Source organism: Streptomyces sp. AA4 (assembly GCF_000158875.1).
Lineage (GTDB): Bacteria > Actinomycetota > Actinomycetes > Mycobacteriales > Pseudonocardiaceae > Amycolatopsis.
The window spans coordinates 5,243,134-5,264,184 of sequence record NZ_GG657746.1 but is presented as its reverse complement, the minus strand read 5'-3'; the positions used below and the strand labels follow the sequence as shown (position 1 = coordinate 5,264,184).

Genomic DNA, 21,051 nt, shown 5'->3' with positions numbered 1-21,051 from the left:
TCGGTCGATCGGTTCCAGGAGCAGGTCGGCCGCCGTTCCTACGCCGCCGCCCAGGACGATGAGTTCTGGGTCGATTACTGCGGCTACCGAGGCGACTGTGTAGGCGAGGCGGTCTGCTTCCGCGGATACTGCGCGCTGAGCCAACTCGTCACCCTCGCGGGCCAGGCGGAAGACTTCGCGGGCGGATCGGGCTGTGCCCAGGCCCAGTTCGCGGGCGCCGCGGACTACCGACTGGGCGGCGGTCGCCTCTTCCAGGTGGCCGCGTGCGGGGGGCTCGCTGGGCTCGTCGCCGACCCGGGTGCGGCCGTAGGGCAGGTAGCCGATTTCGCCTGCTGCGCCGGTGGCGCCGCGGAAGACTCGGCCGTCGACCATGAGTCCCATGCCGACGCCGGTGCCGATCGTGATGCAGCCGACTACCGACGCTCCGCGGGCGGCGCCGCTTTCCCATTCGCCGACCGCGGTGAGGTTCGCGTCGTTTTCCACGACCAGTTCCGGACCGAGGACCTGTTCCAGGTCGTCGAGCAGGCCGGGGCGGCCCCAGCCGGGCAGGTTCGGCGCGTGCCGGAAACAGCGTTTCACCGGATCCGCGACGCCGGGGGAGCCCAGCACGCGGACCACGATGTCGTCGTTTGTCAGGCCCGCCTCGGCGACGATGTCCGTCGCCAGCTTGCCCAGCGCGGAGATCAGCGCGCTGCCGGAGCGGGCTGTGTTGCGCACGTCTCGCCGGGCGACTGTGGTGCGGCCCAGATCGGCGACCGCGACCCGGATGTGTTCGCGGCCGATGTCCAGGCCCAGCACGTACCCGGCGGTGGGGTCCGCCTCGTAGAGCACCGCCGAACGGCCGGTTCCGGTGGACGTGTGCCCGGTCGCGCGGGCGAGCCCGGCGGCCTCCAGCGCCAGCAGCGCCTGGCTCACCGTCGGCTTCGACAGCCCGGTGTCCTTCGCCACCTGCGGCCGCGTCGCGGGCCCGCCGCGGCGCAGGAGATCGAGCACCGCCCGCTGGTTGATCATGCGCATCCCGGCCGGGGTGCCGACCGGAGGTGTACCCGACCCTGCCACCTGCTGAGTTTCCTTCCCGTTCGGACTTCCGTCCTGCCACGGTAACCGGATTCGCCCCGCTTTGGCAGGAAAGTTTCTTTTCTTCCGGCTCGCGCGGGCAGGCGGGAGGTCTTGGCCCGACGATACGGGCTCGGCGGGCGGAACCCGGGGAGGGCACGCAGAGTTTGCCGTCCGCTAGTCGACCCGATCAGGCGTCGGGCAGCCAGTTGCCGTGGAACCCGGCGGGCACGCGGCCGGGCAGATGGACAATCGCGACCGGATCCGCTTCGAGGTCCTGCGCGTCGAGCACCACCAGATCGCTGCGGTCGTTCGGTCCGTCGTAGACATACGCCAGCAGCCAGCCCGCGCCGTCCGGACGGTCGTCCGCCGGAACGAAAACCGCTTCGCCCGGGAGGTGTCCTTTCGGGAACAGGTGCTCGCGTGAGGTATCCGTGTGCAGGTCGTAGCGGCGCAGCAGGTGCGGGCCCTCCGGGCCGTGCCGTCCGGTGACGTGGCCGAAACGGGCGTCGAGCCCGGCGAGCCGGTCGTCGATGCGGGGGAACTCGCCGTCTCGGTCGTCGAGCAGATCCTCGGTGACCGTGCCCGTTCGCGGATCGATCGTCCACCGCCACAGCACGCCCTGCGGATCCGGGACGCCCGGCTTGGAGAGATGTTCGTACCGCACGACGTGCATCACGATCCGGCCGTCGGCGGTGTCGTGCGCGTTGAGGGTGTGGAAGACGTAACACGGGTCGATCTCGAACCAGCGCACGCCGTTTTCCGGCTGGTCGCGGCTGAGCAGCCCGAGGCGCGCGCCGTACGTGTCGCTCCAACGGTACGGGATTCCGCCGTCGGAACCGTGGTCGAACACCACCGGCAGGTCGAAGAACACCACCTGCTGCCGGGTGAGCGCGAAATCGTGCATCATCGTGAGCCCGGGCACGTCGATCGGCTGCTGCCGCACCAGGTTCCCGGCCGCGTCGGCGCGGTAGTAGCTCACGTGCGGGGCGGTGAGGCTGCCGTAGCCGAAGAAATGCAGTTCGCCGGTCTCCGGGCAGATTTTGGGATGCGCGGTCATCGCGTCGGCGAGCTTGCCGTCGAAATCGTAGACGCCGACGGTGTCGAGCTCTGTGGTGATTTCGTACGGCAGCGAGGATTCCACGAGTGCGAGCGTGCGGCCCGCGTGGTTGACGACGTGCGTATTGGCGACGCTCCACCGGAGATTGCGGGTTCCGTCGGCGTTGTAGAGCGGCGAATTCGGAAGATCGAAGCTCTCGGTGCGCACCCAGCGGTTGCGATACCAAGCGGCACGGCCGTTTTCGAGCCGTACGCCGTGCACCATTCCGTCGCCGGTGAACCAATGCGCGCTGTCCTGGCGCGGGTTCGGCCCGTTGCGCAGGTACCAGCCGTTGAGTTCCGGCGGCAGCGCGCCGGTGACCGGCAGGTCGAAAGCGGTGAGTTCGTCGTGGACCGGGGCGTAATGGCCTTGGAGGTGGAAATCGGTGGTGGCCATGGAATCACGCGGCCTTCTGGGCGCGGGCCCGGACGATGCGCGGATAGCGAATGGTGAACGCGATCGGGATCGCGAAACCGAGCACCTTGATGATGACCAAGCCGATGGTGTCGTGCGGCGCGTAATGCAGCAGCACGGCTTCGGCGATTCCGGCGATCGTGAAGCTGGCCGCCCACACCGCGGTGATGACGACGTTGACCCGGCGGAACACCGCTGTCGCCGCGATTTCCGCCGGGACCATGGTTTTCGCGATGCCCAGCGTGAACGGCCGTTTCGCGGCGATCGAACCCCAGGCCGTGACCGCCAGCCACAGATCGGTGAGCGCGCCGACGTAGTTCCGGAGCGGCGAGGCGGGGTCGCTGAAGGACCAGACCGAAAGCGCCGCGAAGAACACGACCGCGGAGACCTCGATGAACAACGTGTCCCAGCCCTTGCCGCGCCGGCGTTCGAGCAGGAGCAGCCCGCCCGCGAGCACCAGCCCGGTCAGCCCGGACCACCGCCAGTCGGCCTGCGTGGAGACGACCGCGAAGGCGATCCACGGAAGGAAACTCTTCAGGTAGTTCATCGGTACCCCCATGTTCCTGTTGTGACATGTCAAAGCTAGAACGTCCGGCGTGCACATGTCAATAGTGGAAGGTAGGCTGGGCGCATGACCTTGCGACACGCGGTGCTCGGGTTGCTCGCCGGCGCCCCCGGAAGCGGCTACGACCTGCTGAAACGCTTCGAAACGGCGATGGCGAGCGTCTGGACGGCCACGCAGAGCCAGCTGTACGGAGAGCTGGGCAAGCTGGAGGGCGCGGACTTGATCGAGGTCTCCGCGGCGGGCCCGCGGGGCCGCAAGGAGTACGCGATCACCGACGCCGGGCGCGCGGAACTGCGCAAGTGGCTGCTGGAGGAGCGGCCGCCGCAAGCCCGGCGCAACGAGATGCTGCTGCGGGTGTACTTCCTGGGTGAGGTCAGCCCGGAGGAGGCGCGGGGATTCCTGTCCCGGCACGGCGCTTTCGCCGAGGGGCTGGGCGAGGAACTGGCGGCCTTGGAGGCGTCGATCGACTGGGACGACAGCGATCCGTCGCTGTACGGCCGCCTCGCGCTGGAATGGGGCAAGCGGTACGCGGCGATGGAACGCGAATGGGCGGCGTGGGCGGCGGAGACGATCCGCGCGGCCCGCGGCTGATCATGACTGACCGTCAAGCCCGCCACTGCGGCGACGAAGCGGGGTTCGCGCGCGATCTCCGGGACGAGGGCGAGCCGGAGGCCGAGTTCAATCCCGGCATCGCGGCCCGGTTTCCGCGCAAGAACACGGCGGCGGGAGTGCTGGCCCGCGACGAATCCGGCCGGATCCTGTTCGTCTGCCCGACCTACAAGCCGTTCCTGGAAATCCCGGGCGGCTTGGTCGAAGACGACGAATCACCGCTGGCGGCGTGCCGTCGAGAGGTCCGCGAAGAACTCGGCATCGACGTCACGGTGGGACGCCTGCTCGTGGTCGATTGGCTGCCGACACACGGCGTTTGGCGGGACAGCGTGCAGTTCGTCTTCGACGGCGGGGTGCTGAGCCGCGACCAGATCGGGGCCATCCGCTTGGCCTCGGACGAGCTGAGCCGGTTCGAGTTCCTTGCCCTCGAGAGCGCGCAATCGCAATTGCGGCCGTCCAAAGCGCGGCGAATCGCCCTGGCGCACCAAGCGGTTTCGGCCGGCGAGACGGTCTACGGCGAGTTCGGCCGGAGGCTCGGGTAGTCCTCGCCTCCGGCCGTGCCGAGTCAGCCGTCCGAAGACCGCTTCCAGATGTTGATGCCTTCTTCGGTGGCGTGCTGGTCGATTTCGGCCAGCTCCTCCGCGGTGAACGACAGGTTGTCCAGCGCGGCCACGTTGTCTTCCAGCTGCTTCACGCTGCTGGCCCCGATCACCAGCGACGTCATCCGCGGATCCCGCAGCGCCCACGCCAGCGCCAGCTGCGCCAGTGTCTGCCCCCGTCGCGCCGCGATCTCGCCCAGCGCCCGGATCTTGCCGAGCTTCTCCTCGGTGATCGTGTCCGGGTTCAGCGATTTCCCTTGCGCCGCGCGCGAATCCGAGGGCACCCCGGCGAGGTACTTGTCCGTCAGCAATCCCTGCGCCAGCGGCGAGAACGCGATGCAGCCCGCGCCGACCTGCTCCAGTGTCCCGAGCAGGTCGTCGGCCTCGGTCCAGCGGTTGAACATCGAGTACGACGGCTGGTGGATCAGCAGCGGCGTGCCCAGTTCGCGCAGCAGCTGCGCGGCTTCCGCGGTCCGCGCGGAGTTGTAGGACGAGATCCCGACGTACAACGCCTTGCCGGACCGGACCGCGCGGTCGAGCGCGCCGACGGTCTCCTCCAGCGGCGTCTCCGGGTCGAACCGGTGCGAGTAGAAGATGTCGACGTAGTCGAGCCCCATCCGGCCGAGCGACTGGTCGAGGCTCGCCAGCAGGTACTTCCGCGAACCCCATTCGCCGTACGGCCCGGGCCACATGTCGTAGCCCGCCTTGGTCGAGACGACGAGCTCGTCGCGGTACGGCTTGAGGTCGCTCGCCAGCAGCCTGCCGAAGTTCTCCTCGGCGCTGCCGTAGGGCGGGCCGTAGTTGTTGGCCAGGTCGAAATGCGTGATGCCGAGGTCGAAGGCGCGCCGGACGATGTCGCGCTGGACGGTGAGCGGGCGGTCGTTCCCGAAGTTGTGCCAGAGCCCGAGCGAGATCGCGGGCAGCTTCAGGCCGCTGCGCCCGCAGCGGCGGTAGGGCATCGAATCGTAACGGGCGTCAGCGGCAGCGTAAGTCACGCCGCGATGCTAGCCCGCGCGGCGCGGCACGGGTGGCGACCTCCTGGCCGGCGGGGAAAAGCCGGTTTTGCGCGCGGCATCCCGCGGCGGTGCACATCTGGTACCTCGATCGATCAGCGGGCAACGAAGGGTCCTGCCCGGTCGCGAAACGATTGGTGGACCAGGCCATTCCGAGCCTGCCGTGACGACCTCTCCGGTGCTCGGCATACATCGGAGGAATCGGGGGTTTTCACCGGTGCGTCCGGGTTGTGAACCTGCTTAGATCCGATGTCTGGCCGTCGGGCCGCCTTTCGCGGCGACCGCCCAGTACAGTGCAGGTGAGCGATCGCTTAGGAGGCCACGTGGGCACCGGGTTTTTCTCGTCCGTCGACGACGTGTCGGCGCAGCTGGCCGAGGCCGGGTACCTCGCGTCGACCGCGGTCGCGACCACGGTGTTCCTCGCCGACCGGCTGGGGAAGCCGCTGCTCGTCGAGGGTCCGGCCGGGGTCGGCAAGACCGCGCTGGCCACGGCGGTCGCCGAGGTCACCGGCTCGCGGCTGGTGCGGCTGCAGTGCTACGAGGGCATCGACGAGGCCCGCGCGCTGTACGAGTGGAACCACGCGAAGCAGCTGCTGCGGATCACCGCGGGCCGCGACGAGACGTGGGACGAGGCGCGCACCGACATTTTCGGCGAGGAGTTCCTGCTGCGCCGCCCGCTGCTCACCGCGATTTCCGGCACCGAGCCGACCGTGCTGCTGATCGACGAGACGGACAAGGCCGACGTCGAGATCGAGGGCCTGCTGCTGGAGGTGCTCGGCGATTTCCAGGTGACCGTGCCCGAACTCGGCACGATCACCGCGACGCAGCAGCCGTTCGTGGTGCTGACGTCGAACGCGACGCGCGAGCTGTCCGAGGCGCTGCGGCGGCGGTGCCTGTTCCTGCACATCGATTTCCCGGACGAGGACCTGGAACGCGAGATCGTCCGGCTGAAGGTGCCCGGCATCGAGGCCGCGCTGGCGGATTCGGTGGTGCGGGTGATCGCCGCGCTGCGGGCGATGGACCTGCGGAAACTGCCGTCGGTGGCGGAGACCGTCGACTGGGCGCGCACGCTGCTGGAGCTGGGCGCGGGCGCGCTCGACGAGCGGGTGGTGCGCGAAAGCCTCGGCGTCGTGCTGAAGCACCAGGACGACATCGCGAAGGCCGGGGCCGGACTGCGTCTCGACCAGGTGCTGGACGCGTCGTGACCGCCGCGCCGGGCCTGACCGGACGGCTCGCCGAGTTCGTGCGGGCCTTGCGGGCGCAAGGCATCCCGGCCGGTCCGGGCGAGACGGCCGACGCGGCGGCCGCGCTGGAAGTGCTCGGCCTGGACGACCGCGAGCTGGTCCGCGAAGGGCTCGCCGCCGCGCTGGTCCGCCGGGGCGGGCAGCGGACGGTGTTCGACGCCGCGTTCGACCTGTACTTCCCGGCCGGCGTCGGCGCGCCGGAACTGGCGCGCGAGAACCCGCCGCGGGACCGCGAGGAACTGCGCGAAGCCCTCGCCGCCGCCTTGGCCGAAGGCGACGACCAGGCGCTCGACCAGCTCGCCGGACTCGCCGTGGACCTGCTGGGCCAGTACGGCGTCGGAACCGGCCCCGGCGGCGGATACTCCGCGCACCAAACGCTGGACCGGCTGCAGCCGCAGACGCTCATCGCGCAGGTGCTCGCCGCGGTGCGCGGCTCCGGCGCCTCCGACGAGTTCACCGACCGGCTCACCCGCGACGAAATCCGCCGCCGCGTCGAAGGTTTCCGCGGCCGGGTGCGGACCGAAGCGCGCCGCCGAGCCGCCGAACTGCGCGGCCGCGAACGGATCGCCAAACACGCCATCGCCCCCGCCGCCGACCGCGTCGACTTCCTTCTGGCCAGCCGCACGCAATTGGCCGAGCTTCGGCGCACGATCCAGCCGCTGTCGCGGAAACTCGCCACCAGACTCGCCGCGCGCCGCAAACGCACCACACGCGGCCAGATCGACTTGCGCCGAACGCTGCGTCGTTCACTTTCCACTGGCGGCGTGCCCTTGCGGCCAGCCTACCGGCACCGGCGCCCCGGCCGCCCGGAAATCATCCTCCTGTGCGATCTTTCCGGTTCGGTGGCGGGTTTCGCGAACTTCACCATGCTGCTGGTGCAAGCTTTGCGGGACCAGTTCAGCAAAATCCGCGTTTTCGGTTTCGTCGACAGCACCGACGAGGTGACGCACCTCGTGGACACTGGCGCCGCCGATCCCGAACAGCTGGGCGCACGGATGCTCAGCGAAGCCGCGGTCGTCCGCTGGGACGGACACAGCGATTACGGCCGCGCGCTAGGACAATTCACTTCGCACTGGCTGGACGCCGTCGGCCCGCGCACGTCCGTCCTCATCCTCGGCGACGCCCGCACGAACGGCGGCGACCCGAACCTCGACGCCGTCCGCGCGATCCGGTCCCGCGCCCGGCACGTCCACTGGCTGAACCCCGAACGCCGGGCGCTGTGGGGGACCGGCGATTCGGCCGCGCCCGACTACGCGGAGCTGGTGGAGATGCACGAATGCCGGAACGCGCAGCAGCTGGGCGTGCTCGTCACGCGCCTGCTGCCGACGTGAGCCAGCTGTCGATCTCCTTGCGCAGCACCGCTTTGGTCTCCTCCGGAGCGAACGATGCCTCCACCGCGTTGCCGGCCAGCTGGGCTAGTTGCGCGTCGGCGTAACCGAAAACTTCCCTCGCCCGAGTGAATTCGTCGGTGATCGTGGTGCCGGTGACGTCCGGGACATCAGTGTTGAGCGTGACCTTGAGCCCCGCCTCGACCAGCCGGGGGAGCGGGTGCTCCGGGAGCGTCGGAACCAGCCCGAGCGCGACGTTCGACGCCGGGCACACCTCAAGCGCGAGCCCGCTTTCCGCCACCTGTTCGGTCAACGCCGGGTCCTGCAGGATGCGGATCCCGTGGCCGATCCGCTCCGCGCCCCCGATTTCGATCGCCTCACGGACGCTGTCCGGCCCGGCGTCCTCGCCCGCGTGGTGCACGAGATGCAGCCCCGCCTCGCGCGCCCGGACGAGCACCTCCCGGAACGGAGCCAGCGAGTGCCTTTCCTCGCCGGCCATCCCGATCGCGATGACCTCTTCGTGCCGCTGAGCCAGTTCCAAGGTCTTCATCGCTCGCTCGACCGACCTCCGCCGTGAGTGGTCAAGGATGAGCTTCCAGTGCAGCCCGTGCGCTTTCCCGCCCTCCGACAGTCCTTTGAGGACCGCGTGGAGCGGAAGTTCGAGGTCACCGACCCGTTCCCCGTGCGAGGCAGCGGTGAAGGTGACCTCGACGTACCTCGTCCCTTGAGCGGCTTCGTCCGCGCAGAACTCGCGCGCGATCCGCTCGAAATCCCCGGCTTCGCGCAAACACGACCGCGTGAGACTGTTGCGATCGGCGAACGCCCGAAACCCGTCGAACGCCGCGGGCTTGTCCGGCACATGGACCCCGTGGACGTCCGCGAGCTCCTTGAGCGTGCCAGGACGGATGGTGCTCTCGAGGTGGACGTGGAGATGCACCTTGGGAAGGGCCGAAAGATCGCGCACGCGTCGGATGATGCCTGCCGCGGGCACCTCCTGTCACCCAAGTTTCGGCGGGAACCCGGGGCGGGCACCCGGCGTTGGGGTAGGTGACGGAGGTTTCCGCAGGGGAAGGGACTGTGTGCGATGGCTTTGATGAAGAAACTCACCATGCTGGCGGGCGCCGCGGGCGCGGTGTCGTATGTGCGGAAGAACCCGGAAAAGGTGAACGAGGCTGTGGGCAAGGCAGCGCGCTTCGTGGACGAGAAGACGAACGGTCGGTATCACTCGCAGATCGCGGGAGCTGTCCGGAAGGTCTCGGACACGACTCGCGCCCGGGCGGCTGAGTGAGCCTGCGCCTGGATCGCACGACCGAATTCGCGGTCCCAGGTCCCGGGCAGATCAGCTGACCCGGTACGCGGCGGCGCCGTTGTGCAGGAAGCGGGCGCGGCCGTGCCCGTCGGAGCCGATCAGCGACAGGACCTGATGGCCGGTGAACGTCGGTTCGACGGTGATGATCGCGCGGTCGTTCAGGCGGACGACCTCGACGCGTTTTCCGGCGGTCTCGCCGCGTGGGTGGTAGGTGAGGAACGCTCGGTTGTTTTCGACGGTCAGTGCGATGTCGTGCAAGGTGGTGCGGTAAGTGCCGCACATCCGGTCCGCGTCGAGGGGAGCGGGGTTCGCCGGCGGCACCGGAAGCGGTGCCGTCTCGACGCCGGCGAGGTCCCGGAGCACTGTGCTGAAGAGTTCGTGGGCCAGCGGTTCGGCGTTCGCGCTGTTGGTCAGCACGGCCATCGCCACGCCGGCTGAGGGGACGACACGCAGAAAAGCCTTCTGGCCTTTGGAGACGCCGGTGTGTCCTGCGACGCCGTCCTGGTACAGCATCCAGCCGAGCCCCCAGCCGAGGACTCCGCCGCCGAAGTCCGGGACGGATTCGAGCTGGGGTTCGCGCAGTTCCGCGAGCGTGTGGTCGGTGAGGTGCAGCCGGACGAATTCCAGAAGGTCGCGGGCGCTCATCGCGAGATGCGAGCCGCTGGGCGTGGAGAAATAGCGGACTGCCCAGCTCTTCGTCGGCGCGAGTCCTCCTTCGGCTTCGACATGGCCGACCGCGGCGCGGTGCAGGATCGCTTCGTAGGGGTCGACGGCGACGGTCGAAAGCCCCAGCGGGGTCGCCAGCCGTTCGCGGAGCGCGTCGTGGAAGGTCTTGCCGCGCAGGACTTCCACCAGTCTGCCGAGGACCGCATATCCGCTGTTGGAGTAGGAGAAAACCTTGCCCGGGGGAAAGAGATGACCCGCGTCGGCGAGGGTGGCGACGAACTTCTCGATCGCGTCGTCGTCGCGGCCGGTGTCGACGAAGTGATTGCTGTCGAGGCCGCCAGTGTGGGTGAGCAGGTGGCGGGCGGTCAGGGAGTCGGCGGCGGCCGGGTCGCCCAGCCGCGGAAACCGGGCAGGTAGTCGCGGACGGGACGGTCGAGATCCAGCAGGTCGTCGCAGACCAGCTGCTGGATCAGCGTGGCCGTCCAGATCTTGGTGATCGAACCGATCTTGAAGACCGAGTCGGTCGTGGTCTCGACTCGCGTGCGGAGGCTCAAGACGCCTGCGGCCTCGTCCAGGATCTCGTCGCCAGCCAGTACCGCGACCTGCGCGCCCGGTACGTCGTACTTCGCGATGAGCTCGCTCGGGCCCCACCCCATCCCCGCAACCTACTGCCTCAGCGAGTGCTGCGATGAGGCGGAGACGCGGTTGGTCGAGCCGGAGTTATGCCGGGCAGAAAGCACGACCAGTTGGGCTGGCAAGCCCTCGTAGCGGCCGGTTCTCCCGATGCCTCCGAGGGCACCAGGCAGCGTGATGAGGGCACGCGGCTATGCGACGTGTCCCTAGCCGATCGCTGGTGCGACGATTAGTTCAAGCGGCACCTGTCCTCACTCCTCGGCCAGTGTCGCGAGCACGCTCTCCCCGTATTTGGCCAGCTTGCTCTCGCCGACGCCGCTCACCGTGCCCAGCACGTCGAGCGTCGTCGGCCTCATCGCGGCGATCTGGCGCAGCGTGGCGTCGTGGAAGATCACGTACGCCGGGACACCCTGTTCCTTCGCCGTAGCCGCCCGCCAAGCGCGCAGGCGCTCGAACAACGGTTCCGCTTCCGCGGGCATGTCGATCGGAGCGGCCGGCGTGCGGCGGGACGTTCGCGGGGCACGCGCCGGGCGCTCGGGTTCGCGGCGCAGCTGTACTTCCAGGGACCCGTTCAGCACCGCCGCCGAACCTTCGGTCAGCACCAGCGACCCGTAATCCCCTTCCACCGCAAGCAGGTTGCGCGCCAGCAGCTGCCGCACCACCGCGCGCCACTCTTGTTCGCGCAGTTCGGTGCCGATGCCGAAGACCTTCAGCGTGTCGTGCTGGAACTGGGTGACCTTCGGCGTCGTCTTGCCCAGCAGGATGTCGATGATCTGGCCGGCGCCGAATTTCTGCCGCCGTTCGTTGCGCAGACGGACCACTGTGGACAGCAGCTTCTGTGCGGCGATGGTGCCGTCCCAGCTCTCCGGCGGGTTCAGGCAGGTGTCGCAGTTCCCGCACGGCTGCCCGGATTGGCCGAAGTACGCGAGGATCTGCGTCCGCCGGCAGTCGACCGTCTCGCACAGCGCCAGCATCGCGTGCAGGTGCTGGGCCTGCAGGCGGCGATGCCGCTCGTCGCCTTCGGAGTTGTCGATCATTTTGCGTTGCTGCACCACGTCTTGCAGCCCGTACGCGAGCCAGGCGGTCGACGGCAGGCCATCGCGGCCCGCTCGGCCGGTTTCCTGGTAATAGCCTTCCACGGACTTCGGCAGGTCCAGGTGTGCGACAAACCGCACGTCGGGCTTGTCGATGCCCATGCCGAACGCGATCGTGGCGACCACGACGAGCCCCTCCTCGCGCAGGAACCTCGACTGGTTCGCCGCGCGGGTCCCCTTGTCGAGCCCGGCGTGATAGGGCAGCGCCGGAATTCCGTTCTGCACCAGGAAATCCGCCGTTTTCTCCACCGACGCGCGCGACAGGCAGTAGACGATTCCGGCGTCGCCCTGGTGCTCGGTGCGCAGGAGTTCGAGCAGCTGCTTCTGCGGCGAGTTCTTCGGCACGATCCGGTACTGGATGTTCGGCCGGTCGAAGCTCGCGACGAAATGCTTCGCCTCGTCCAGGCCGAGCCGCTGCGAGATTTCCTTGTGCGTGGCCTCGGTCGCGGTGGCCGTGAGCGCGATCCGGGGCACGTCCGGCCAGCGTTCGTGCAGCGAGGACAGCATCAGGTAGTCGGGCCGGAAATCGTGGCCCCACTGGGAGACGCAGTGCGCCTCGTCGATCGCGAACAGGGCGATCTTGCCGCGGTCGAGCAGCCGCACGGTGGATTCGACCGACAGCCGTTCGGGCGCGAGGTAGAGCAGGTCCAGTTCGCCCGCGACGAAGGCCGCCTCGACCTCCTGCCGCTGCGCGAAATCCTGCGTGGAGTTGAGGAATCCGGCGCGCACGCCGACGTTGCGCAGCGCGTCGACCTGGTCCTGCATCAGCGCGATGAGCGGCGAGATCACCACGCCGACGCCCGGCCGCACCAGCGCCGGGATCTGGTAGCACAGCGATTTCCCGCCGCCGGTGGGCATGAGCACCAGCGCGTCGCCGCCGGAGATCACGTGCTCGACGATCTCCGCCTGGTCGCCGCGGAACGCGTCGTAGCCGAAGACGCGCTGCAGGGTTTCGAGAGCGGGGGAGCGGGTGGCCTGCTCGGCCAGGTCGGGGTGCGCCACGCGGCCGATTCTAGGGCGGCGGACCGTCCGGGCGAGCCTGCCCCGCCGCGCACGGCGCGAAAGTCCCCATCGCACCGGCCGTTTTCGGCCGCTGCGGCGGCCCTGGTCGCAGAGGGTGAACGGCATGGCTCCTGGTGGTCTCGGGGATGACGGGACCCTTCATGCCACCCTCGTGACAGACGGTGTCGGTATGGCGGTCCCAGTGCCGTTCGCGTCGGGTCCGGAGGCGCACAATGGGATCCGTGGGTTTTCCGATCAATGACCTGACCGGGTACTTCTCCGGCGAATGGCAGCTCGCGCGCGAAATCGTCGACGTCGACGGGGCGGCGATGGGCGAGGCGAGCGGCCGCGCGACGTTCACCTCGGACGACGGCGTGCTCGTCTACCACGAATCGGGAGAACTGCAGCTCGGAGCGCATCGCGGACCGTTCGTCCGGACGCTGCATTACCGGCCCGCCGGCGGCTCGCGCGCCGCCGTGCACTTCGACCACGGCGGGTTCTTCCACGATCTCGACCTGGCGACCGGGGAGTGGACGGCCGATCATCCGTGCGCGGCCGACTGGTACCGAGGCGCGTACCGCGTGCTCGACCATCGCCGGTGGGAACAGGAATGGGTGGTGACCGGTCCGGCCAAGGATCACGTGATCACCAGCCGGTTCACCCGGGTCGACAAGCGGTCTTCCTGATTCCGCACTGCCGCGCGCGGAATCCGGCGGATACCGGCGTGACTACTTGCGCCGATTGCGCACGATCACCAGCAGGACCACTATCGCCGAAACCGCGCAGGCAGCGGTGATCACCATGCCCGCCCACGCGGGAATCGCGATGCCGGCGATGTTGTCGAAGCCGGGCAGGACGCGGGGCGCGGTGATCGCCACAAGGTCCTCCGTTCGCGCCGTCGGCGGGTAGATCGCTCTCGCGCCGGATTCTACCCGACGGCCGTCAGCGCTGCTCGATCCGAAGTGGACAGTCGCAGTCACCCTTGGTAGTCAACGGATTTTCCCGTGCGGAGCCGGTTTGACCGGTGCGAATGGACCCCTCGCGCCGCTCGAGTCACAGTGCTGGGCAGAGCCGGATCTTCCAGGCATGATCGAGGCAAGCGCACGACGACGGAAGAGGAGCGCGAGATGAATGTGGCCGATCTGCTCGCAGACGGATTCGGCCGGGTGCGGGAAGTGGTGCACCAGGCAGTAGACGGGCTGACCGCGGAGCAACTGGCGGCGCGCCCCGGCCCGGACGCCAACTCGATCGGCTGGCTGGTCTGGCATTTGGCGAGGGTGCAAGACGACCATGTCGCGGACGTAGCGGGCACCGACCAGCTCTGGACGGCACAGGACTGGCGCGAGAAATTCGACCTGCCGTTCCCGGCCGGCGACATCGGCTACGGGCACAGCAGCGAGGACGTGGCCAAGGTGCAGCCGCAGTCGCCGGATCTGCTCACCGGCTACTACGACGCCGTGCACGAGCACACGGTGTCCTGGGTGGCCACCCTCGACGAGGCGGCGCTGGACCGCGTGGTCGACAAAGCCTGGAACCCGCCGGTGACGCTGGGAGTCCGGCTGGTCAGCGTGCTGTCCGACGACCTCCAGCACGCGGGACAGGCCGCCTACGTGAGGGGGTTGCTGCTGGACTGAACCTAGCCGGAACGACTGCCGCACCCTGGCGAGTGACCGATCCTGCCCGGAACGCGACAGTCAGCTGCGGACAGCGGCCGGATGGCGCCGTGGGTTGCCGTCGTTAGTCCATGTGCGGTGCCTATTGGCGGCGCGCGCGGTGGGTTGCGGGCGGAAACGCTGGCGTTCTGGTTGCTCGTTGCTGTGCCGGGGCGCGTGAAGAGCAGGCCGGGTGCGTTGGCTTGTCGGTGGTGCTGGCGCTCTGGCAGCTTGCCGCGCACTCAGCCGAGGCGAGACGGGGGAGTCAGGCTGAGTGCGGCTGACCGTCGACGCCCGGCAGCGCCCGGTCTCCGCGCGGCGAGAACCGGCCTGGAGGCGCGGGCAACGCGACCGGCCTCACTCGTAGCCCGTTCCCCGGTGGTCCGGCAGCCGTCGCGGGCCGGGGCCGTCTTGGCCCAGTTGGTCGTTCGGGTTGGCCAGGCGGCATTTGGCCAGGGACATGCAGCCGCAGCCGATGCAGTCGTTCAGCTGGTCCCGGAGCTGTTCCAGCTGGCGGATGCGCTGGTCCAGGTCGGAGCGCCAGCAGGACGAGATGCGGGTCCAGTCGGCGCGGGTCGGGGTGCGGTCGTCCGGCAGGAGGGCCAGCACCTCGCGGATCTGCGCCAGCGGCATGCCGACGCGCTGCGACATGCGGATGAACGTGACCCTCCGCAGGGTGTCGCGGCGGTAGCGGCGCTGGTTGCCCGCGGTGCGCCTGCTGCGGATCAGGTCCTCGTCCTCGTAGAACCGCAGGGCCGACGCCGGTACGCCGCTGCGGAGGGAGAGTTCGCCCACGGTCAGTTCGGGCAGCTCCGTTTTCGCCATGCGCTCAGCATAGCTTGACTTAAAGGGAGCTTGAAGTTCGAGACTCCTCTCCGGAGGCGGAAACCTGTTCCGCCCCGGGGAAAAGGAGAATAACGTGTCGAAAGCTCCCGTCCGGCTTGCTGTGCTCGTCGGCAGCGCCAGGGAAGGGCGGTTCGCCCCGACGGTCGTGCGCTGGTTCGCCCGCCAGGCCGACCGGCACGGCGGATTCGAGATCGACGTCCTCGACGTCGCCGAGATCTCGCTGCCCCTCACGATGAACGGCGAGGGGGCCGCACCCGTCGCCGCCCGGCTCGAGGCGGCCGACGCGTTCGTCGTGGTCACGCCGGAGTACAACCACAGCTACCCGGCCGCGCTCAAGAACGTCCTCGACTGGTTCCGCGGCGAATGGCACGCGAAGCCGGTCGCTTTCGTGTCCTACGGCGGGATTTCCGGCGGACTGCGCGCGGTCGAACACCTCCGGCCGGTCTTCGCGGAACTGCACGCGGTCACCATCCGCGAAACCGTCAGCTTCCACGGGGTGTACGGCCGCTTCGGGGAGGACGGCGAGCCGGTCGACCCGGAAGCGGAGACCGCGGCGAAGGCGTTGCTCGACCAGCTCGAATGGTGGGCCCGCGCTCTGCAGGAGGCCCGGTCGGTGCGGGCTTATCCGGCGTAACTGTCGCGGGGCCGAACCCGCCGCAGGGGGCCGGGCGTTCGAGGCACGGTTGGGCATGGCTGTCAGGCGGCGGGGAGGACCGGCCCAGCAGGAGAGCCCGGGCGTTGCAGGGGGCCGGTTGGTGCGGGCTTGTCCGTCAGGGCTGTGGTGGGGCGAGCAGGACCGACCCTGCGGGAGGCAGGGATTCGGGTGTTGCGGTGAAGGCAGGGCCCTGCCGATGAACCATGCCCGGCCCGGCGTTTCGTTGTGGGGCAGCATCGGCTCGGGCATCCGTCGAGCCGATGCTGCCGTCCACAGCCGGGCACCCGGGGCTGGTCTGGCCCCTGGCTAACGGTGCGGATGCCTACGCCAAGCCGGGCACCGGCAAGCGGAGGAGATCGCCAAACCGGGTGTTGGGTAGCTGCGGGGATCGCTAAGCCGGGCACTGTGGAGTGGTGCGGATTGCCGGGCTGCGGTGTTGTGGAGTGGTGCGGATCGAAGGGCTGCGGGCACTGTGAAGCGGTCTGGATCGCCGAGCAGCGGTGCTGTGGAGCGGTGCGTATAGCCAGGCCGCGGCACTGTGGCGCGGTGAAGATAGGCAGGCCGCGGCACCGTGGCGCGGTGAAGACAGGCAGGCCGCGGTGCCTTGGCGCGCGGTGAAGATAGGCAGGCCGCAGCACCGTGAAGCGGTGAAGATAAGCAGCCCGGCCACCGTGAAGCGGCGAAGATTCGCACCCCCGCGAGCCCGGGGTGGTGCCGCAGAACCCGTCCGGCGCCACCCCGGGCAAAGCGTCATCCGGCGTAACTGTCCACACTGGACCGCCGGGCGAACGCCGGTGCGTGCTCTGGCCGCAGACCAACGCCGCCCAAATAAGCAGTCACCCCGGAAAGCGCCGGGAATCGTCGCACCATCCGCATCGGGGCGGGCAATCTGTCCAGGGTTCCGGCGAGGGCGGGGCGCAGCAGCATCTCGTGCTCGCCTCGCTGGCTCGACTGCACCGCGACAGTCGGCAGCAGACGGCGGCGGCGCACCGCGGCCAGGCGGGACACCGGGACTTCCCCGCGTCGCAACGGTTCTGCGAGGAGGCGGGCGGTCGCGACGGCGTCCTGCACGGCGAGGTTCACCCCGACGCCGCCCACGGGGGACATCGGGTGGGCGGCATCGCCGATGCACAACGCGCCGGGGGCGTGCCAGCGCGGCAGCAGGCCCATGGTCACTTCCAGCAGCTTCACGTCGTCCCACGAACCGACGGCGGACACTTGCCCGGGCGTCCAGCCGAACAAGTCCGCCAGCCGCGTGCGGAAGTCTTCGATGGGGCCGGAGCGGAGTCGGGCGTCTTGGCCGCGCGGGATGAGGTACGAGGTCTGGTAGTAGTCGCCGCGGTCCATGGTCACGGAGGCGTAGCCGGGGCCGAACCGGGCGAACACCCCCCGTTCGCCCGGTCCGGCTTTCGGCACCCGCACCTGCCAGACGTCCATCGGGACCTCCGACTCCCGCAGGGCCAGGCCGAGTTCGCGGCGCACGGTCGACCAGCGTCCGTCGCAGCCGACGGTGAGCGGGGCTTCGATCGCGGAAACCGCGCCGGTCTCGTCGCGGTAGTTCACGCCGGTCACGCGTCCGCCCGCGCGGCGCAGGGAAACGACGGAAGCGCCCATCCGCAGGGAGAATTTCGGTTCGGCCGCACCGGCTTCAGCCAGCAGGCCCAGGAATTCGGCTTGCGGCACCATCGCGATGTGCTTGTGCGGGCCGCGCAGCCTGCTGAAGTCGGCGGCGATCACCGTTTCCGCGCCGATCTCCATTTTCATCCGTTCCAGCACCGACCGGGACAGGGCGGCGAACCGGGCGCCCAGGCCCAGTTCGTCCAGCAGGCGCAGCGTCGACGGGTGCACGGTGTCGCCGCGGAAATCCCGCAGGAAGTCGCGGTGCTTCTCCAGCACCACCACCTCGACCCCGGCCCGCGCCAGCAGCAGGCCCAGCATCACGCCGGCCGGACCGCCCCCGGCGACCACGCATCCGGTCCGTTCCATCGGGACCTCCAATCTTAGAGACACTCTAAGTTTAGAGTAACGCTAAGATTCACGCCATGACCGGGTTGCGGGAAGAGAAGAAGCGGCGGACCCGCCAGGCGCTGATCGAGGCCGCGCTCACGCTGTTCGACGAGCAGGGCTACGACGGCACGACCGTCGCCGAGATCGCCGCGCGGGCGAAGGTGTCCCCGGCGACGTACTTCAACTACTTCGCCACCAAAGAGGACGTCGTCTTCGCTGACCAGCATCTTTACGACGAGGTGGTGGACGAGGTCTTCGCCGCGGCGGAGCCGGGCGCGCCGGTGGCGGAGATGGTGACCCGGACCGTCCACGCGCTGGCGACGGCGGACGCGTGGAGTTTTCCGTTGGACCATCCGCTCACCGTGGTCCGGACCCGGCTGCTGGCTGGCGTGCCCGCGTTGCGCGCGGGCTATCTGCTGCGCAACGCCGCGGTCGGCGATCGGTGGGCGGAGAAGCTCTACGAGACGTGTGCGCCGCAGCTGGATCGGGTCGAGGCGGCGGCATTGACCGGGGCGGTGCTGGGCGCGTTGGAGGCGGCGTTGCGGCAGGTGCCGGAAGGACAGAGCGCGACGGAAGTGGTCCTGGGCATCGTCGAGCGGGTCGTGTACGGTTTTTGCCTGCCCAGCAAGGCTAATTGCAGTACAGCGCTTCGAGTTTGGTGTCCGACGCCACCACGGTGATCCCCTTGTCGGCCGACTGCCCGGACGAGACCAGCGACGCCGTCACCGTGCAGACCACCTGCTGCAGACCGATCGGATACAGCACTTTCATCGATTCGGCGACGGTCACGGTCACCGGCTGCGTCGAAGCGTCGACGGTGACGTGCTGGCCAGGGCGGAGCATCGAGTAGAACCCCTCTTGTTCTTCGGCGCGCGTCGGGCCGCCGAACAGTTCCGTCAGCACCGCCGTGGGGGTCGCGTCCCTTGCCCAGGCTCGTTGCACGGGGCTGAGCTGCCCCGCGTAAAGGAAGTACAGCGTGATCGCCGGACGCGGCGCGCCCTGCTGAAAGCCGCCGGGTGCGTCTCCGGCGGGGATCACTCCGGTCGGCTGGATGCCGCATCCGGCGAGGGCCGCAACCGAAAGCAGGGCAACGAAGAGCCGCGGGAGTTTCATCGCTCCTCCTGCGCGGTGCGGGGCAGCCGGAGCGTGAACCGCGCGCCGTCGCCGGTGTTCGCGGCTTCGATGTCGCCGCCGTGCAGCCGCGCGTTTTCCAGCGCGATCGACAACCCGAGGCCGCTGCCGTCGGACCGGGCGCGCGAGGTGTCGGCCTTCGCGAAGCGGTCGAACACCTTCGGCAGCACCTCCTCGGGGATTCCCGGGCCGTGGTCGGTGACGGTCAGGAAGGCGGTCGTGTCGTCGGTGCTCAGCCGGACTTCGACCGGTGGCGCGCCGTGGTGCAGGGCGTTGCCCACGAGATTCGCGATGACCAGGTCGAGCCGTCGCGGGTCGGCGGGCACGGGGACGCTCGGCAGGTCGGCCGCCACGGAGTCGGTCCAGCCGCGGGCGGCGAGGCTGTTCGTCACCGCCTCGGCGAGGTCGACCTCCTCGACGCGCAGCTCGGCCCGTCCGGCGTCGAACCGGGAGATCTCGACCAGGTCCTGCACGAGCCGGGTCAGCCGCCGCGTTTCGGCCGACACCAGCCGCGCCGCCACGGCGGTGTCCGAGGGCAGCTGGTCGGCGTCCTCGTCGAGCACGTCGGTGACCACGTTCATCGCGGCCAGCGGGGTGCGCAGCTCGTGCGAGACGTCGGCGACGAACCGGCGCGCGTCGGCCTCCATCTCGCGCAGCGAGCCGACAGTGCGTTCCAGCTCGGCGGCGGTGTGGTTGAACGTCGTGACCAGCTGGGCCAGTTCGTCGGAACCCTTGGCGGGCAACCGCACATCGAGCTGTCCGTCGCCGAGCTTGCGCGCCGCGGAGTTCAGCGCGCGCACCGGTTGCAGCACCTGTCGCGCGGCCAACAGCGCCAGCGCGACCGCGATCGGCAGGGCCAGCGCGGTCATCTGCCACGCGCGGGTCGCCAGCTGTTCGATCGCGGCCTGCTGCGTGGCGAGCGGGACCGTTTTGTAGACCTCGATGCCGGTGTGTTCCCCTCTCGACGCGCCGTACCGCAGCAGCGGCATCCCGATGTAAAGCACCGGACGCCCGCCCTCGATGACCCGCTGGAACTGGACACTGGTCCCGCCTGCGACCGCGGCGCGCAGCCCGGCGGGGATCTCGTCCGGATTCAGCCCGACGCGCGAACGCAGCGCCCCGAACACCACGGTCGTGGCGCCCTTGAGCGAACTCGCCATGTTGTCGAGCTGCCGCTGGTCGGGCGGCAGGGTCAGCTGCGGCAGGTACGCCTTGACCTCGTCGCGCAGCTGCACCATCGCCGGGTCCTGCACGCCGGCCAGGATCGTGTTGCGCGCGGTCACGTAGCTCGCGCCCGCCGCCGCGCCCGCGCCGACCAGCGTCATCGCCGCGAACGCCAGGACCAGCCGCAGGCGCAGCCCGGACGCCCACGACCGGAGCCGCTTCACGATCCGGCCCGCCTCACGAGCGGCCGAACCGGTAGCCGAAACCGCGGACCGTCTGCACGTGGTCCGGCCGGGCCGGGACGTCCTCGATCTTCGCCCGCAGCCGCTGCACGCAGGCGTCGACCAGGCGGGAATCGCCGAGATAGTCGTGTCCCCACACGGACGCGAGCAGCTGGCTGCGGCTGTGCACCTGGCCGGGCGTGCGCGAGATCTCCAGCAGCAGCTTCAGTTCGGTCGGCGTGAGCGGGACCTGCTCGCCGTGTTTGTGCACCAGCATCCCGGCCCGGTCGATCACCAGGTCGCCGTGCTGTTCGGGGCCGGCGGCGCCGGGTTCGGCGGCGGTGCGGCGCAGCACCGCGCGGATCCGGGCATCGAGCACGCGCGGTTCGATCGGCTTCACGACGTAGTCGTCCGCGCCCGCTTCGAGCCCGGCGACGACGTCGAAATCGTCGCTGCGCGCGGTGAGCATGATGATCGGCACCTGGCCGAGCGCGCGGATCCGGCGGCAGGTCTCGAAGCCGTCGATGCCGGGCAGCATGAGGTCGAGCACCACGAGGTCGGGCGCGCGTTCGCGCAGCTTCGCCACGCCGTCCTCGCCGGTCGCCGCGGTGTGCACCGTGTGTCCTTGCCGGCGCAGCGCCAGTTCCATGCCCTCGCGGACGGACGCGTCGTCCTCGATCACCAACACCACAGCCACAGGGGCCATTATTCGGACTGCCCGCGGATTCGCGCGAGCCGGGCGGA

23 protein-coding genes are annotated in these 21,051 nt (G+C 69.6%); 9 read left to right on the top strand and 14 right to left on the bottom strand.

Annotated features, from left to right (window positions below; translation table 11 throughout):
- The 3 genes from SSMG_RS24120 to SSMG_RS24110 form a co-directional block, all read right to left on the bottom strand.
- Positions 1 to 1,059 (bottom strand): ROK family protein (locus tag SSMG_RS24120; protein WP_009080315.1); only part of this gene is annotated, 1,059 nt, incomplete at its 3' end.
- Between the two features lie 187 nt (positions 1,060 to 1,246).
- On the bottom strand, positions 1,247 to 2,551 hold the full coding sequence (locus SSMG_RS24115; protein WP_009080313.1) for a carotenoid oxygenase family protein: 1,305 nt from the start codon (positions 2,549 to 2,551) through the stop codon (positions 1,247 to 1,249).
- 4 nt (positions 2,552 to 2,555) lie between these two features.
- Positions 2,556 to 3,116, bottom strand: coding sequence for a hypothetical protein (locus SSMG_RS24110; RefSeq protein WP_009080311.1), 561 nt, complete (start codon positions 3,114 to 3,116; stop codon positions 2,556 to 2,558).
- A gap of 84 nt (positions 3,117 to 3,200) precedes the next feature.
- Between SSMG_RS24110 and SSMG_RS24105 the strand changes: the two genes are divergently transcribed.
- Both SSMG_RS24105 and SSMG_RS24100 read left to right on the top strand, forming a co-directional pair.
- A complete protein-coding gene (locus SSMG_RS24105) occupies positions 3,201 to 3,725 on the top strand; it encodes a PadR family transcriptional regulator (protein WP_009080309.1) in 525 nt (174 codons plus the stop codon).
- Complete coding sequence (locus SSMG_RS24100) at positions 3,680 to 4,285, top strand: NUDIX hydrolase (protein ID WP_234392739.1); 606 nt, start codon at positions 3,680 to 3,682, stop codon at positions 4,283 to 4,285. The genes SSMG_RS24105 and SSMG_RS24100 overlap by 46 nt, the downstream gene beginning before the upstream one ends.
- A gap of 23 nt (positions 4,286 to 4,308) precedes the next feature.
- Here SSMG_RS24100 and mgrA read toward each other — a convergent pair whose 3' ends face one another.
- Positions 4,309 to 5,337 (bottom strand): L-glyceraldehyde 3-phosphate reductase, encoded by a 1,029-nt coding sequence (gene mgrA, locus SSMG_RS24095; RefSeq protein ID WP_009080305.1) that lies wholly within the window; start codon positions 5,335 to 5,337, stop codon positions 4,309 to 4,311.
- A 341-nt stretch (positions 5,338 to 5,678) separates the two neighbouring features.
- Between mgrA and SSMG_RS24090 the strand changes: the two genes are divergently transcribed.
- Both SSMG_RS24090 and SSMG_RS24085 read left to right on the top strand, forming a co-directional pair.
- Positions 5,679 to 6,560, top strand: a complete 882-nt coding sequence (locus SSMG_RS24090) for a MoxR family ATPase (protein WP_009080300.1) — start codon at positions 5,679 to 5,681, stop codon at positions 6,558 to 6,560.
- A complete protein-coding gene (locus tag SSMG_RS24085; RefSeq protein WP_009080298.1) occupies positions 6,557 to 7,930 on the top strand; it encodes a VWA domain-containing protein in 1,374 nt (457 codons plus the stop codon). The genes SSMG_RS24090 and SSMG_RS24085 overlap by 4 nt, the downstream gene beginning before the upstream one ends.
- On the opposite strand, the gene add is transcribed toward SSMG_RS24085, so the two are convergent.
- Positions 7,908 to 8,891, bottom strand: a complete 984-nt coding sequence (gene add, locus SSMG_RS24080; protein ID WP_037714671.1) for an adenosine deaminase — start codon at positions 8,889 to 8,891, stop codon at positions 7,908 to 7,910. The genes SSMG_RS24085 and add overlap by 23 nt on opposite strands.
- Before the next feature lie 120 nt (positions 8,892 to 9,011).
- Here add and SSMG_RS24075 point away from each other — a divergent pair, with 120 nt between their 5' ends.
- The gene (locus tag SSMG_RS24075) at positions 9,012 to 9,215 is read left to right on the top strand and encodes an antitoxin (protein ID WP_009080295.1); all 204 of its coding nucleotides are present in this window, start codon (positions 9,012 to 9,014) and stop codon (positions 9,213 to 9,215) included.
- 51 nt (positions 9,216 to 9,266) lie between these two features.
- Here the strand turns inward: SSMG_RS24075 and SSMG_RS46345 are convergent, their stop codons facing one another.
- The 3 genes from SSMG_RS46345 to recQ form a co-directional block, all read right to left on the bottom strand.
- On the bottom strand, positions 9,267 to 10,256 hold the full coding sequence (locus SSMG_RS46345; RefSeq protein ID WP_255409888.1) for a serine hydrolase: 990 nt from the start codon (positions 10,254 to 10,256) through the stop codon (positions 9,267 to 9,269).
- A gap of 11 nt (positions 10,257 to 10,267) precedes the next feature.
- Positions 10,268 to 10,558: a serine hydrolase domain-containing protein gene (locus SSMG_RS46340; RefSeq protein ID WP_199785968.1), complete on the bottom strand. Its 291-nt coding sequence runs from the start codon at positions 10,556 to 10,558 to the stop codon at positions 10,268 to 10,270.
- A gap of 228 nt (positions 10,559 to 10,786) precedes the next feature.
- Positions 10,787 to 12,631, bottom strand: coding sequence for a DNA helicase RecQ (gene recQ / locus SSMG_RS24065; protein ID WP_037714669.1), 1,845 nt, complete (start codon positions 12,629 to 12,631; stop codon positions 10,787 to 10,789).
- A 242-nt stretch (positions 12,632 to 12,873) separates the two neighbouring features.
- Between recQ and SSMG_RS24060 the strand changes: the two genes are divergently transcribed.
- Complete coding sequence (locus SSMG_RS24060; protein WP_199785966.1) at positions 12,874 to 13,317, top strand: DUF6314 family protein; 444 nt, start codon at positions 12,874 to 12,876, stop codon at positions 13,315 to 13,317.
- A gap of 42 nt (positions 13,318 to 13,359) precedes the next feature.
- Here the strand turns inward: SSMG_RS24060 and SSMG_RS45545 are convergent, their stop codons facing one another.
- Positions 13,360 to 13,509, bottom strand: coding sequence for a hypothetical protein (locus SSMG_RS45545; RefSeq protein WP_158688075.1), 150 nt, complete (start codon positions 13,507 to 13,509; stop codon positions 13,360 to 13,362).
- 249 nt (positions 13,510 to 13,758) lie between these two features.
- Here SSMG_RS45545 and SSMG_RS24055 point away from each other — a divergent pair, with 249 nt between their 5' ends.
- Entirely contained in the window at positions 13,759 to 14,265 is a 507-nt protein-coding gene (locus SSMG_RS24055; protein ID WP_009080283.1) for a DUF664 domain-containing protein, read from the top strand.
- A gap of 375 nt (positions 14,266 to 14,640) precedes the next feature.
- Here SSMG_RS24055 and soxR read toward each other — a convergent pair whose 3' ends face one another.
- Positions 14,641 to 15,108, bottom strand: coding sequence for a redox-sensitive transcriptional activator SoxR (soxR, locus tag SSMG_RS24050; RefSeq protein WP_009080280.1), 468 nt, complete (start codon positions 15,106 to 15,108; stop codon positions 14,641 to 14,643).
- A 94-nt stretch (positions 15,109 to 15,202) separates the two neighbouring features.
- Between soxR and SSMG_RS24045 the strand changes: the two genes are divergently transcribed.
- Positions 15,203 to 15,763, top strand: a complete 561-nt coding sequence (locus tag SSMG_RS24045) for an NADPH-dependent FMN reductase (RefSeq protein ID WP_037714664.1) — start codon at positions 15,203 to 15,205, stop codon at positions 15,761 to 15,763.
- Positions 15,764 to 16,534: 771 nt separating this feature from the next.
- Here SSMG_RS24045 and SSMG_RS24040 read toward each other — a convergent pair.
- Positions 16,535 to 17,770 carry an FAD-dependent oxidoreductase gene (locus SSMG_RS24040; protein WP_037714662.1) on the bottom strand — a complete coding sequence of 412 codons (1,236 nt, stop codon included), beginning with the start codon at positions 17,768 to 17,770 and terminating at the stop codon, positions 16,535 to 16,537.
- 56 nt (positions 17,771 to 17,826) lie between these two features.
- Between SSMG_RS24040 and SSMG_RS24035 the strand changes: the two genes are divergently transcribed.
- Complete coding sequence (locus SSMG_RS24035) at positions 17,827 to 18,471, top strand: TetR/AcrR family transcriptional regulator (protein ID WP_009080275.1); 645 nt, start codon at positions 17,827 to 17,829, stop codon at positions 18,469 to 18,471.
- On the opposite strand, the gene SSMG_RS24030 is transcribed toward SSMG_RS24035, so the two are convergent.
- From SSMG_RS24030 to SSMG_RS24020, 3 genes are read right to left on the bottom strand one after another with little or no spacing between them, the layout of a single operon-like run.
- The gene (locus tag SSMG_RS24030) at positions 18,422 to 18,904 is read right to left on the bottom strand and encodes a hypothetical protein (RefSeq protein ID WP_009080274.1); all 483 of its coding nucleotides are present in this window, start codon (positions 18,902 to 18,904) and stop codon (positions 18,422 to 18,424) included. The two genes, SSMG_RS24035 and SSMG_RS24030, sit on opposite strands and share 50 nt — an antisense overlap.
- Positions 18,901 to 20,310 carry a HAMP domain-containing sensor histidine kinase gene (locus SSMG_RS24025; protein ID WP_009080273.1) on the bottom strand — a complete coding sequence of 470 codons (1,410 nt, stop codon included), beginning with the start codon at positions 20,308 to 20,310 and terminating at the stop codon, positions 18,901 to 18,903. The genes SSMG_RS24030 and SSMG_RS24025 overlap by 4 nt, the downstream gene beginning before the upstream one ends.
- Before the next feature lie 13 nt (positions 20,311 to 20,323).
- Entirely contained in the window at positions 20,324 to 21,013 is a 690-nt protein-coding gene (locus SSMG_RS24020) for a response regulator transcription factor (RefSeq protein ID WP_199785965.1), read from the bottom strand.
- Between the last annotated feature and the right edge of the window lie 38 nt (positions 21,014 to 21,051).